Here is a 12,699-nt window from a genome sequence, read left to right as displayed (position 1 = left end):
CTATCCTCTAATTCTTTTTTTTCTATTGGTTTCGTAATCTTCAAAAATCATTTCCCCTAGACCTTTAATACCTGTATAAAAGGCTTTGCCTTGATTAGCATAAGTAAACTCCCGAACAAACTGCATAAGGTAATTATCTTTAGCAATCATAAACGTGGTGATAGGTATGTGCAGACGACGGGCTTGCTGTGCCATAGCGTAACATTTATTAACGATGTTAGGGTTTAACCCAAAACTATCCTTAAAATACTCACCATTAGACAACCTTAAACAACTAGGCTTACCATCGGTAATCATAAAGATTTGTTTGTTGGTGTTACGTTTTCTTCGAAGTAAATCCATCGCTAATTGTAACCCGGCTACGGTATTGGTATGATATGGTCCGACTTTTAAATAGGGCAAATCTTTAATTTCAATTTGCCAAGCATCGTTACCAAATACTAAAATATCCAAAGTGTCTTTTGGGTAACGCGTAGTAATTAGTTCGGCCAAAGCCATCGCTACCTTTTTTGCCGGCGTAATACGATCTTCACCATATAATATCATACTATGGCTAATATCGATCATAAGTACCGTACTCATTTGTGATTTATGAAGCGTTTCTTCAACAACCAAATCACTTTCCGATAGGGTAAAATCTGAAATGCCATGGTTGATTTGAGCATTTCGTAAACTCTCGGTCATGGACACCTTATCCAGAGCATCTCCAAATTGATAGCCTCGAAAATCACCGGTATGCTCATCTCCAATACCTAAACCTTTGCTTCTGTGGTTTCCCTGACCACTCCTTTTAATTTTCCCGAAGATTTGATCTAAAGCCTGCTGTCTTATGGCACGTTCGGTTTTGGCAGTTATAGCCATACCTCCATTACCATCAGGGTCTATTTCTTCACGGATAAATCCTTTTTTAATAAGGTCTTCAATAAAATCGTCAATAGTGTATTCGGGCGTTGTTAGCTTGTATTCTTTATCAAGCTCGCGCAACCAATCGATCGCTTCATCAAAATCGCCGGAAGTATGCGTAATTAATTCTTTGAAAATTTCGAATAATGTTTCAAATGGCGATTGAGACGGCGCTTGGTACGACTTAAAAACAAAACCCTTTCTTGTAGTAATATCTTGTTTCATAGCTGTATAAAAATACTATATTTTTATACAACAAACATGATATATCAATTAGAAATATCTATGGCACATAGAGGAATGTTGATAGATTCTATTCTACGCGCTTCAATCCTTCTAAATCTTCAATCTTGATTTTTTTACCTGAAGTAGAAATTAAACCTTGTTTTTTAAACTGGGATAATACGCGAATAGCAGACTCCACTGCCGTACCAACAATATTAGCATAATCCTCGCGAGATAAAATAACGCTTAAGGTTTTATCTGGATTAGTACCAAAACTTTCATACAAATACACTAAAGTTTCCGCTAAACGCTGACGTACCGATTTTTGAGCCATATTGACAATAATATCATCAGCTTGTCTTAAATCGTTAGCCATATCTTTTAAAACATCTAAAGTAAAATTGGTGTTTTTTTGAAGATCACTAATTATTTCAGATTTTGGAATAAAGCACACTTCCATATCGTTTAAAGCCACTGCACTCAAATTAGCCGTTTCATCGGTTACTAACGAACGTTGCCCTAATAAATCACCTTTAACTACCAACTTAACAATTTGATCTTTACCGTTAGCACTTAATTTTGATAATTTACAGACCCCATCGCGAATACAAAAAACGCCATTTACCACATCGCCTTCTTCAAAAATAACTTCTCCCTTTTTGATTATTTTTGAGGTTTTACAACCAGAAATACGCACCAATTCGTCTTTGGTAAGCGATTTTAACGAATTAAACTGCTTAACAATACACTGTTCACATTTACTCATACCTGAAATTTCTAAGTCGTGTAAAATTATGAAAAATCATGATAAAAGTCATATATTGTAAGGAGTTCTTTTGAGAATTTTGTTACAGGTATAAAAATGAGCAAATTGTATGGATCAAGAACATTGTTTCCACTGCGGTGATATTTGTGAATCTCAAACAATCACATTCAGCGACAAAACCTTCTGTTGTAATGGATGTAAAACCGTATATGAAATTTTTTCTGAGAACGACTTAACCTGTTATTATGACTTACAGGCTGCACCGGGTGCAACACCTAAAGACATTGAAGGTAAATATGATTTCTTAACGCAGGAAAACATTATTGAAAAACTCACCGAATTTAATGACGGAAAAACCCAGATTACGACACTTTACATTCCGCATATCCATTGTAGTTCCTGTATCTGGATTCTTGAAAACCTCAATAAACTAAACCCTGGTGTTTCTGCGTCTCAGGTGAATTTCGGCAAAAAAAATGTGCGGGTTACCTATAATTCTGAGATTACTTCTTTAAAGGAAGTTGTAATTCTTTTAAGTAGTATTGGCTATGAACCGTACATCTCACTCGATGATTTTAAAACGGGAAAAGCTCAGGTTAACCGCTCGCTAATCTATAAGTTAGGCATCGCAGGTTTTGCTTTTGGGAACGTCATGTTTTTATCTTTTCCCGAATATTTTGAAGTGGGTGAATACTGGCTGGAACAATACAAACACTTGTTTCGATGGCTCATGTTTTCCTTTTCTTTACCGGTAGTATTTTATGCAGGGCAAGATTATTTTATTTCAGCATATAAAGGCTTACGCAAAGGACTTTTAAATATAGATGTCCCCATAGCTTTAGGTATTGCGGTCCTTTTTATCCGTAGTACCATCGATATTATATTCGATTTAGGTTCAGGATTTTTCGATAGTTTAACAGGGTTAATATTCTTTTTATTACTTGGAAAATTTTTCCAGCAAAAAACCTATTCATTCTTATCCTTTGAGCGTGATTATAAATCCTATTTCCCTATTGCTATTACCAAAATAGAAAACGGAATTGAAACACCAATACAGGTCTACGACATTAAACAAGGTGACCGATTGCTGATAAGAAACCAGGAATTAATTCCGGCCGATGGTATTTTAATTAATGGTAACGCCCAAATCGATTACAGCTTTGTCACTGGCGAATCGAAAACCATAAGTAAAGATTCTGGGGATAAACTTTTTGCCGGCGGTAAACAAACTGCGGGACTTATAGAAATGGAAGCCTTAAAATCGGTAGAGCAAAGTTACCTAACGCAACTATGGAGTCATGATGTCTTTAACACAAATAAAGAAGATCATTTTACAACCTTAACAAATGCTATTAGTAAGCGCTTTACTATTGCAGTGTTAACTATTGCCATTTTGGCAACTACCTATTGGTTGTTTGTTGATGCTTCTAAAGCCATGAATGTATTTACCGCGGTCCTTATTATTGCATGCCCTTGTGCTATTGCTTTAGCCGCGCCGTTTACTTTTGGAAATCTGCTTCGCATTTTTGGGAAGCTTAAATTCTACGTCAAAAATGCTTCGGTTATTGAACAATTAGCCGAAATAAACACGGTTATTTTTGATAAAACAGGAACCATAACATCTAATGAAAAAAGTATAGCCACGTATGAAGGTGATGTATTATCGACTTCTGAAGAAATTCTTTTAAAAAACACACTTCGTGGTTCTAATCACCCATTAAGCAGGTCGCTTTACGATATTCTTGATGAACATAATATTATTTCCTTAAATCATTTTGAAGAACATTTAGGAAAAGGGATTGAGGCCTCTTACCAAAACGAAAATATCAGAGTGGGCTCTGCTAGTTTTGTTGGTGGTAGCGAGACTTCGGTATTAAACACTTCTGTACATATTAGTACCAACAATAAATACAAAGGAAAATATACCTTTTACAATAGCTACCGAAAAGGCTTATCTAAATTATTCAATAATCTAAAAAAGGAAAATGATTTAGTCATTCTTTCGGGGGATAATGCCGGTGAACAGGAAAACCTAAAAAAGCTTCTGCCAGCAAAAACCAAATTGATTTTCAACCAAAAACCAGACGATAAACTCGAATACATAAAATACCATCAAACCGAAGGCGCCAAAGTTCTTATGGTTGGTGATGGATTAAACGATGCCGGAGCTTTAGCACAAAGTAATGTGGGGATTGCTCTTTCTGAAAATGTAAACGTCTTCTCCCCGGCTTGCGATGCCATTTTAGACGCTTCAAAATTTAATCAACTATACAATTTCATTAAAGCCTCTAAACAGGCGATAACTATAATTAAGTGGAGTTTTTTACTTTCTTTTTTTTACAACAGTATCGGACTCTACTTTGCAGTAACCGGCCAATTAGCCCCGGTTATTGCAGCGATATTAATGCCATTAAGTTCTATTAGTGTCGTGGTATTTACCACGATTGCTACAAATTTTATAGGTAAGAGAATAAAATAACGGTTAATTCCTTAAACATGACAAAAGTCATGTTTTAAGAGGTTTTGCCCGTTTAACTTTGAACCATAACTTCAAATAGGTATGAGTGTTATATATATGTTATTAGGAATTAGCATCGTGGTGGCTATTGTCTTCTTCGTTGCTTTTATTGTTGCTGTTAAAAAAGGACAGTACGATGATGATTACACCCCTTCGGTACGCATGCTTTTTGAAGATGAACTAGTAAAAGACCAATCGAAAACAACCATTAAAAACGAAAAGACCAATTAATTACTATGGAAGTACAACAATTTTACTACGACAACAAGATTGTTAAAAAATTCTTATTTGCAACCATGCTTTGGGGAGTTGTAGGAATGCTTGTAGGCTTGCTCTTAGCCTTTTTATTTTTGTTTCCAAACATGACCGACGGAATTCCCTGGTTAAGCTTTGGACGACTAAGACCCTTACACACCAACGCTGTTATTTTTGCCTTTGTAGGTAATGCCATTTTTGCCGGTGTGTATTATTCCTCACAACGCCTTTTAAAAACCAGAATGTTTAGCGATTTGCTTAGTAACATCAACTTCTGGGGTTGGCAATTAATTATTGTAGCTGCGGCAATCTCTTTACCTTTAGGATTCACAACATCAAAAGAATACGCCGAACTGGAATGGCCTATAGATATAGCTATTGCCTTAATCTGGGTTGCCTTTGGTGTTAACTTAATTGGTACTATTTTAAAACGTCGTCAGCGTCACTTATATGTGGCTATCTGGTTCTATTTAGCAACCTTTGTTACTGTAGCAGTACTTCATATCTTTAATAATTTAGAACTTCCGGTGAGTGGCTTAAAAAGTTATTCGGTTTATGCTGGTGTTCAAGATGCATTAGTACAATGGTGGTACGGACACAATGCCGTAGCTTTCTTCCTAACTACACCGTTTTTAGGGTTGATGTATTACTTTGTACCAAAAGCTGCCAACCGACCAATCTATTCATACCGATTATCTATTATCCACTTCTGGTCTTTAATATTTATCTATATCTGGGCTGGACCTCACCACTTATTATATACAGCTTTACCTGAGTGGGCGCAAAGTTTAGGAACTACGTTCTCGATTATGTTATTAATGCCGTCTTGGGGTGGTATGATTAATGGTCTGTTAACCCTTAGAGGGGCTTGGGACAAAGTTCGTGTAGATCCTGTACTTAAATTTATGGTGGTGGCGATTACCGGTTACGGTATGGCAACCTTTGAAGGGCCAATGCTATCTCTTAAAAATGTAAATGCCATTGGACACTTTACCGACTGGATTATTGCTCACGTGCACGTTGGTGCGCTAGCCTGGAACGGGTTCTTAACCTTTGGTATGATTTATTATTTAGTACCTAAATTATTCAAAACAAAATTACACTCTGTAAGTTTAGCTAATTTCCACTTCTGGATTGGAACCTTAGGGATTATTATGTATGCCCTACCAATGTATGTTGCCGGATTCACCCAGGCAAGTATGTGGAAACAGTTTAACCCTGACGGATCGTTAGTTTACGGTAACTTTCTGGAAACCGTAACTGAAATTATCCCGATGTACTGGATGCGTGCTATTGGTGGTTCTTTATATATTTTAGGAATGCTTGTTTTAGCTTACAACATTATAACTACCATTAGTAAGTCTAAACATGCCGTTACAGATGAACTAGCTGAAGCTCCTGCCTTAGAACGTGTTTCTAAACACAGAGTTGCAGGTGAAGGGTGGCACACCTGGTTAGAGCGTAAACCAATTAAATTAACCATATATGCTACCATTGCCATTTTAATTGGTGGTATTGTACAAATTGTACCAACTTTAATGGTCGAATCCAACATCCCAACCTTAACCAGTGTTAAACCATACACTCCTCTAGAATTAGAAGGTCGAGATATCTACATCCGTGAAGGTTGTGTGGGTTGTCACTCGCAAATGGTTCGTCCTTTTAGAAGTGAAGTAGAACGCTATGGAGAATACTCAAAAGCGGGAGAATTTGTATACGATCATCCGTTCTTATGGGGTAGTAAACGTACCGGACCAGATTTACACCGTGTTGGAGGTAAATATTCAGATAACTGGCACTTAAATCACTTGTATGATCCGCAAAGCACCTCTTCTGGGTCTATCATGCCGGCTTATCAGTGGTTAGTTAAAAATGAGCTGGACAAATCGAAAACCGAAGACAAAATGCGTGCGATGGTTAGCTTAGGAGTTCCGTATACCGAAGATGAAATTACCAATGCACAACAGCATATGTTAGATCAGGGAACTCAAATTGAGAAAAACCTGTATACCGATCCTGATTTTGCAGCAACTTACGAAGCTGACAAAAAAGCTGGTGGAGCAGATTTTGTTGAAATGCGTAATCGTGAAATTGTAGCCGTTATTGCCTACCTACAGCGCTTAGGAACCGACATTAAGGTAAAGGACTCTGAAATTTCATCAACTCAAAACTAAACGCTATGCTAAAATTCATAAAAAACCATATGGAGAGTATCATTGGGATAGAAATCTATCCCATCATCTCTCTGCTCATTTTTTTCATCTTTTTTGTTGTTCTTTTTTGGTGGGTTGTCACCGCTAAAAAAGATTATATCAAAACTGTTAGCCAAATGCCATTAGATAACCAAAACAACCAAAAATTATGAGACAATCTTTCCCTTCATGGCTAAGAGTTCCAATTATATTCTTTGCAATATTCTTCTTAGCCGAATATCTTATCGATTCCGGAGATAAACCGGCCTTTGTAGAATATCCGCTTTTAGCATTATTCTTACTGCTTATTCTATTCATTCTAATTGCAATGGAAGGCATTGTAAGTTCAATGAAATCTATACTTTATCACAGTTTAGACGAAGAAGCCAAAGCGCGTTTTGATGCCGAAAAACAAACACCGTCGAAATTCATCCAATGGGTTAAAAAGACCTACAAAGCGCTATCTGGAACAAAACCCATTGAACAAGAACATGAAATTATTCTGGACCACAATTACGATGGTATACAAGAGTTAGATAACGACTTACCACCTTGGTGGTTATACGGGTTCTATGCCTCTATTGTTTTTGCCGCAATTTATTTATTACGTTTCCACGTATTTAATGGCGAAGGGCAATACGAAGAATTAAATACAGAATATGCCGAAGCGCAAAAAGCAATTGAAGAATACAAAAAAACAGCTAAAGACTTAGTAGATTTTAATACCGTTGAATTATTAACCGATGCTTCAGATTTAAGTAACGGTAAAAAGATATTCGATGCCAACTGTGTGGCTTGCCATAAAGCTGATGGTGGTGGTGGTATCGGACCAAACTTAACCGACGAATACTGGATTCTTGGCGGTGGTATTAAAAATGTATTTAAAACCGTTTCTGAAGGTGGCCGTGATGGAAAAGGTATGATTGCCTGGTCTAAAAACGGATTAAAACCATCAGAAATTGCACAGGTATCAAGCTATGTTTTAAGCTTTCAGGGCACAACCCCTGCCGAGCCTAAAGCTGCTGAAGGAGAAATTTGGAACGACGAAAACTAAAACGTTAAACACCTAACAAAAAACCTAAAACCAAAACAACTTGGAAGCACCAAATAACGAATCGTTTAGAGATAGTATTGGCACCATGACCAGCGAAGGGAAGCGTGCCTGGGTGTACCCTAAAAAACCTAACGGCAAATTATACGAGTACCGCAAGATAACAAGCTACGTATTGCTGGCCTTTTTGTTTGCCGCTCCGTTTATTAAGGTCCAAGGAAATCAATTTTTGATGTTTAATGTTTTAGAACGTCGTTTCAATATTTTCGGTTTTCCATTCTGGCCACAGGATTTCTATTTGTTCGTTTTGTCCATGATTATAGGTGTCGTGTTCATCACCTTATTCACTGTGGCATTCGGGCGCGTGTTTTGCGGTTGGGTTTGTCCGCAAACCATATTTATGGAAATGGTCTTCAGACGTATTGAATACTGGATTGAAGGCGATCGTAATAAACAACGCAGGTTGGATAACCAAGAATGGAATTCCGAAAAAATAAGAAAGCGTAGCTTAAAATGGTTCATCTTTTTAGTCATCTCATTTCTTATTGCCAACATCTTTTTAGCCTATTTAATTGGTAGTGATAAACTATTACAATACATAGGAGAAAGCCCGTTTAATCATTTAAGCACACTTATTCCGCTTATTATTTTCACTGGGGTATTCTACTTTGTTTTTGCCTGGTTTAGAGAGCAGGTTTGTATTATAGCGTGCCCTTACGGAAGATTACAAAGTGTACTTCTTGATAATAAATCGATTGTAGTGGCGTACGACCATAAGCGTGGCGAAGGCGAAAATGGCAGAAAGAAATTCAGAAAAAATGAAGACCGTCAGGCTTTAGGCCATGGCGATTGTATAGACTGTTTACAGTGCGTTCACGTCTGTCCTACCGGAATTGATATTCGTAACGGTACGCAGTTAGAATGTGTAAACTGTACCGCTTGCATAGACGAGTGCGACCACATTATGGAAAGCATCAACCTACCTAAAGGGTTAATTCGTTATGCCAGTGAAGACGAAATAGAAAAGAAACAAAAATTTAAACTTACAGCCCGAATGAAGGGCTATATCGCTGTTTTAACTATTTTAATAGGCGTATTTACAGGGCTTCTGCTTCTTCGAAATGAAGTTGAAGCTACTGTACTGCGTTTACCTGGACAGCTTTACGAACGTAAAGGCGAAAATGTTATAAGTAATATTTTCACCTACAAACTGGTTAACAAAACAGTTAAAGAAATAGAGCATGTTAACTTTAAACTCAGAACGTTTAAAGGGGACATAAAACTGGTTTCGGCCAGCGACAATTTTAAAGTACCTAAACAAGGTATAGCCGAAGGCACTTTATTTATAGAGATTAACCAAAGTGAATTGTCTGGCGATAAAAACAAACTAACTATAGATGTTTACAGTGACGATGAGCTTATTGAAACAACGAGTGTAAACTTTCTAGGACCTAGAAGTTATAATTAAAAAATTAAGACAAATGAAATTCAATTGGGGAACAGGCATAATCTTAGCATTTGTGGGCTTTATAAGCTTTATCATGTATTTTATCATAACCATGAGTGTTGATAAAAAATATGATCACGATTTAGTAACTGAAGATTATTACGGGCAGGAACTGGAGTTTCAAAACGACATAAACAAAGAAAATAACGCTAAAAATTTAGCTCAAAATATAACTTACGACATATCGACAGAGGGGTTGATTATTAAATTTCCTAGTGACCTAGATTACACGAAAGTTACAGGCACAGTGTTCCTATACAGACCATCTAATAAACAATTCGACTTTGAAACGCCTATTTCATTGTCAAACTACAATTTGCTCATACCTGACAAACGTTTATTGGATGGTCGCTGGAACATTAAAGTTGATTGGAAATATAACGAAAAATCTTATCTCTTTAAAAAAGAAATTGTATACTAATGCTTTGGTCGGCAATCATATTCGGTATTTTAGGAAGCTTCCACTGCGTTGGTATGTGTGGTCCTATTGCCTTTATGTTACCTGTAGACCGCAGTAATTCTATTAAAAAAGTTGCTCAAATTTTCTCCTATCATATCGGACGTCTACTTGCTTATAGTATTATAGGCTTTCTTTTCGGTTTAATAGGAAAAAGCTTTTATCTGTTTGGTGTACAACAACAATTATCTATTGCTATTGGTGTTTTAATGATTGTAGCCATTCTTATTCCTACCAAACTATTTAATAAATACAATGCTTCAAAACCTATTTATAAAGGTGTTAATAAAGTAAAATCGGCTTTAGGGAAAGCGCTGAAAAAGAAAACAGCCGACACCTTTTTAACCATAGGTTTCCTTAACGGATTTTTACCTTGCGGTTTGGTTTATATGGCGGTATTCGCTGCCATTACCATGCCATCGGCGCTTCAAAGTAGTTTATATATGATATTGTTTGGTTTAGGTACTATTCCACTTATGACCTCTGCCATCTACCTTGGTAAATTTTTAAACAGTAATATCAAGCAACGTATACAAAAAGCCGTTCCTGTGTTCGTAGTGATTATAGGGCTTTTATTCATTCTGCGTGGTTTAGGTTTAGGCATTCCTTACTTATCCCCTAGCCCTGTTATGGAACTTGCCACGAGTTCTATAGATTGCCATTAAGAATCCTTATTCAAAATTGTAACCAACTGATTTTAATCATTTTTCACCTACAAGGTATTCTGTAATTTTAAACATGGTAAATTCTTGTGTTGAAAGATGAATGTTCCCTGAATCGATTTTACTCGATAATCGAGATTTAATTATTTTTGAAGTTTACTTCTAAATAAACCTTTTAACCTTATTATCACCTCTCGAGCTTTGCTCTAAGGTAAATTTCTATAAACGCATTAATGAGCCCACCAGATTAAAAACCAATAAAACTAATGCTCATGGAAACTTTAGATTTACAAAAATGCGAGTACATTTTACACAACAATTACGTTGGTCATTTGGCCTATATTTACAATAACCGACCTTTTGTGGTACCCATTACATACCTGTACAATAAAGACCGCATTATAATTGGATATTCAGGTGAAGGGCATAAAATTCAAGCCTTACGATTGAATCCGAATGTGGCTTTAGAAGTTTCTGAAATCGATGCGATAGACAAATGGAAATCGGTTGTAGTTCACGGTACTTACGAAGAACTTTCTGGTAGTGGTGCTAAAGCCATGTTACATGAATTTTCGTTAGGTGTAAAAGAAGTGATACTAAATAACGAAGGTCGTGATTTAGATTATATTCAGGAATTTTCGGCTAAGGTAGAAGAAGATTCGCCTGTTATTTACGCCATAAAAGTCGACGAAATAACAGGCAAACTCAGAATATAGTCACCACTGATAAATAACAAATTCTAAACAGTCATTGAAAACAACTGGGTGTCTGGTTGTTTTCGTTGTAATAGCACATCAAAAGCCATACATACATTTCTAACAAAAGGTTTGCCTTTTGATGTAACAACAATACTGCTCTTCTTAATTTCTATTAACCCATCTTGTTCCATTTCTGCCAGACGACTTAAGGCCTGGGGTAATTCTTCAAAATATAAAGTATCATCTGCCCAACTGGTTTCAAACTGACACATCAGGTTTAAAATATGTTTACGGATGATTAAGTCTTCAGTATTTAAAATATGTCCGCGATATACGGGAATACTATTTTCTTTTAATAATTGATAATACGCCTCAAGGCTTTTTTCATTTTGTCCAAACCCGTACCAGCTATCACTAATAGACGAAACTCCTAAGCCTATCATGGCTTGTGTTTTTGATGAGGTGTACCCCATGAAATTTCGGTGTAATTCACCAGAAATCATGGATTTGTAAAGGGTGTCTGTTGGTAAAGCAAAATGGTCCATCCCTATTTCGTGATAGCCGATATCGGTAAGCAATTGTTTTCCTAATTGATATTGTTCGCGTTTCAGTTCTGCCGAAGGCAAATCTTCATCGTTAAATCCGCGTTGTCCGTTTCCTTTTATCCAAGGTACATGGGCGTAACTGTAAAACGCTAAACGGTCGGGCAATAAAGCCTGAGTTTTTAAAATGGTTTCTTTAACGTGGTCTAAAGTTTGAAACGGCAAACCAAAAATAATATCATGACCTACCGAAGTATAGCCCACTTCTCTGGCTAATTCGGTAGCGCGTTTTACATGTCCGAAAGGTTGAATTCTATGAATCGCTTTTTGCACGGTTTCATTATAATCCTGTACACCATAACTCACGCGTCGAAAACCTACATTGTATAAAGCTTGTAAATGCTCTCGAGTTGTGTTATTCGGATGGCCTTCAAAACTAAACTCATAATGTTCTGCAACCTCAGCGTGTTTTAAAATTCCTTTTATTAAATAAGTTAAATGTTCCGGAGAGAAAAAGGTTGGGGTACCACCACCCAAGTGAATTTCTTTAATTACCGGTTTTTCATCAAACAACTCCAAATATAAACTCCATTCTTTTAAAACCGCATTAATATAAACAGGCTCAACGCTGTGTTGTTTTGTAATTCTCTTATTGCAACCACAAAATGTACATAAACTTTCACAAAACGGTAAATGTATGTATAAACTCAAGCCTTCGGTACTATTACTCGCTTGAAATGACTGCACTAAGGACGATTTCCATTTTTTTAAAGAAAACGTATCCTGATTCCAATAAGGTACCGTTGGGTAACTCGTATACCTTGGTCCGGCTACATTATATTTATTGGTTAGTTGTTTAAACATAGTTGCTTTTAAAATTCAAAAGTATCCTTATTCTTTTGTTAAAAACATGATATATGTCA

12 protein-coding genes are annotated in these 12,699 nt (G+C 36.5%); 9 read left to right on the top strand and 3 right to left on the bottom strand.

Annotation, left to right across the window (positions count from 1 at the left end):
- Both RBH94_RS10570 and RBH94_RS10565 read right to left on the bottom strand, forming a co-directional pair.
- Window positions 1–1,128: a VWA domain-containing protein gene (locus tag RBH94_RS10570; protein ID WP_188224415.1), complete on the bottom strand. Its 1,128-nt coding sequence runs from the start codon at window positions 1,126–1,128 to the stop codon at window positions 1–3.
- An 88-nt stretch (window positions 1,129–1,216) separates the two neighbouring features.
- Window positions 1,217–1,894, bottom strand: a complete 678-nt coding sequence (locus RBH94_RS10565; protein WP_307880868.1) for a Crp/Fnr family transcriptional regulator — start codon at window positions 1,892–1,894, stop codon at window positions 1,217–1,219.
- A 109-nt stretch (window positions 1,895–2,003) separates the two neighbouring features.
- Here RBH94_RS10565 and RBH94_RS10560 point away from each other — a divergent pair, with 109 nt between their 5' ends.
- The 9 genes from RBH94_RS10560 (at window position 2,004) to RBH94_RS10520 (ending at window position 11,252) form a co-directional block, all read left to right on the top strand.
- Window positions 2,004–4,373, top strand: coding sequence for a heavy metal translocating P-type ATPase metal-binding domain-containing protein (locus RBH94_RS10560; RefSeq protein WP_307880867.1), 2,370 nt, complete (start codon window positions 2,004–2,006; stop codon window positions 4,371–4,373).
- A gap of 81 nt (window positions 4,374–4,454) precedes the next feature.
- Window positions 4,455–4,643 (top strand): cbb3-type cytochrome oxidase assembly protein CcoS, encoded by a 189-nt coding sequence (gene ccoS, locus RBH94_RS10555; RefSeq protein WP_307880866.1) that lies wholly within the window; start codon window positions 4,455–4,457, stop codon window positions 4,641–4,643.
- A 5-nt stretch (window positions 4,644–4,648) separates the two neighbouring features.
- Window positions 4,649–6,841, top strand: coding sequence for a cytochrome-c oxidase, cbb3-type subunit I (gene ccoN, locus RBH94_RS10550; RefSeq protein ID WP_307880865.1), 2,193 nt, complete (start codon window positions 4,649–4,651; stop codon window positions 6,839–6,841).
- A 5-nt stretch (window positions 6,842–6,846) separates the two neighbouring features.
- Window positions 6,847–7,032: a CcoQ/FixQ family Cbb3-type cytochrome c oxidase assembly chaperone gene (locus RBH94_RS10545; protein WP_307880864.1), complete on the top strand. Its 186-nt coding sequence runs from the start codon at window positions 6,847–6,849 to the stop codon at window positions 7,030–7,032.
- Window positions 7,029–7,913, top strand: a complete 885-nt coding sequence (locus tag RBH94_RS10540) for a cbb3-type cytochrome c oxidase N-terminal domain-containing protein (RefSeq protein ID WP_307880863.1) — start codon at window positions 7,029–7,031, stop codon at window positions 7,911–7,913. The genes RBH94_RS10545 and RBH94_RS10540 overlap by 4 nt, the downstream gene beginning before the upstream one ends.
- 40 nt (window positions 7,914–7,953) lie before the next feature.
- On the top strand, window positions 7,954–9,378 hold the full coding sequence (ccoG, locus tag RBH94_RS10535; RefSeq protein ID WP_307880862.1) for a cytochrome c oxidase accessory protein CcoG: 1,425 nt from the start codon (window positions 7,954–7,956) through the stop codon (window positions 9,376–9,378).
- Window positions 9,379–9,391: 13 nt separating this feature from the next.
- Window positions 9,392–9,838 carry a FixH family protein gene (locus tag RBH94_RS10530; RefSeq protein ID WP_307880861.1) on the top strand — a complete coding sequence of 149 codons (447 nt, stop codon included), beginning with the start codon at window positions 9,392–9,394 and terminating at the stop codon, window positions 9,836–9,838.
- Window positions 9,838–10,539, top strand: coding sequence for a sulfite exporter TauE/SafE family protein (locus RBH94_RS10525; RefSeq protein ID WP_307880860.1), 702 nt, complete (start codon window positions 9,838–9,840; stop codon window positions 10,537–10,539). The genes RBH94_RS10530 and RBH94_RS10525 overlap by 1 nt, the downstream gene beginning before the upstream one ends.
- Window positions 10,540–10,808: 269 nt before the next feature.
- Window positions 10,809–11,252: a pyridoxamine 5'-phosphate oxidase family protein gene (locus tag RBH94_RS10520; protein ID WP_241739554.1), complete on the top strand. Its 444-nt coding sequence runs from the start codon at window positions 10,809–10,811 to the stop codon at window positions 11,250–11,252.
- A gap of 23 nt (window positions 11,253–11,275) precedes the next feature.
- Here the strand turns inward: RBH94_RS10520 and hemN are convergent, their stop codons facing one another.
- Window positions 11,276–12,640 carry an oxygen-independent coproporphyrinogen III oxidase gene (gene hemN / locus RBH94_RS10515; RefSeq protein ID WP_307880859.1) on the bottom strand — a complete coding sequence of 455 codons (1,365 nt, stop codon included), beginning with the start codon at window positions 12,638–12,640 and terminating at the stop codon, window positions 11,276–11,278.
- Between the last annotated feature and the right edge of the window lie 59 nt (window positions 12,641–12,699).

The sequence above is a fragment of the Aestuariibaculum sp. YM273 genome, assembly GCF_030908365.1.
GTDB lineage: Bacteria > Bacteroidota > Bacteroidia > Flavobacteriales > Flavobacteriaceae > Aestuariibaculum > Aestuariibaculum marinum.
This window is presented reverse-complemented; position numbering and strand designations above follow the sequence as displayed.

Bases quoted from the DNA above. Each gene is read 5' to 3' on its own strand.
- RBH94_RS10570 (WP_188224415.1), bottom strand. From the start codon at position 1,128: ATGAAACAAGATATTACTACAAGAAAGGGTTTTGTTTTTAAGTCGTAC.
- RBH94_RS10565 (WP_307880868.1), bottom strand. From the start codon at position 1,894: ATGAGTAAATGTGAACAGTGTATTGTTAAGCAGTTTAATTCGTTAAAA.
- RBH94_RS10560 (WP_307880867.1), top strand. From the start codon at position 2,004: ATGGATCAAGAACATTGTTTCCACTGCGGTGATATTTGTGAATCTCAA.
- ccoS (WP_307880866.1), top strand. From the start codon at position 4,455: ATGAGTGTTATATATATGTTATTAGGAATTAGCATCGTGGTGGCTATT.
- ccoN (WP_307880865.1), top strand. From the start codon at position 4,649: ATGGAAGTACAACAATTTTACTACGACAACAAGATTGTTAAAAAATTC.
- RBH94_RS10545 (WP_307880864.1), top strand. From the start codon at position 6,847: ATGCTAAAATTCATAAAAAACCATATGGAGAGTATCATTGGGATAGAA.
- RBH94_RS10540 (WP_307880863.1), top strand. From the start codon at position 7,029: ATGAGACAATCTTTCCCTTCATGGCTAAGAGTTCCAATTATATTCTTT.
- RBH94_RS10530 (WP_307880861.1), top strand. From the start codon at position 9,392: ATGAAATTCAATTGGGGAACAGGCATAATCTTAGCATTTGTGGGCTTT.
- RBH94_RS10525 (WP_307880860.1), top strand. From the start codon at position 9,838: ATGCTTTGGTCGGCAATCATATTCGGTATTTTAGGAAGCTTCCACTGC.
- RBH94_RS10520 (WP_241739554.1), top strand. From the start codon at position 10,809: ATGGAAACTTTAGATTTACAAAAATGCGAGTACATTTTACACAACAAT.
- hemN (WP_307880859.1), bottom strand. From the start codon at position 12,640: ATGTTTAAACAACTAACCAATAAATATAATGTAGCCGGACCAAGGTAT.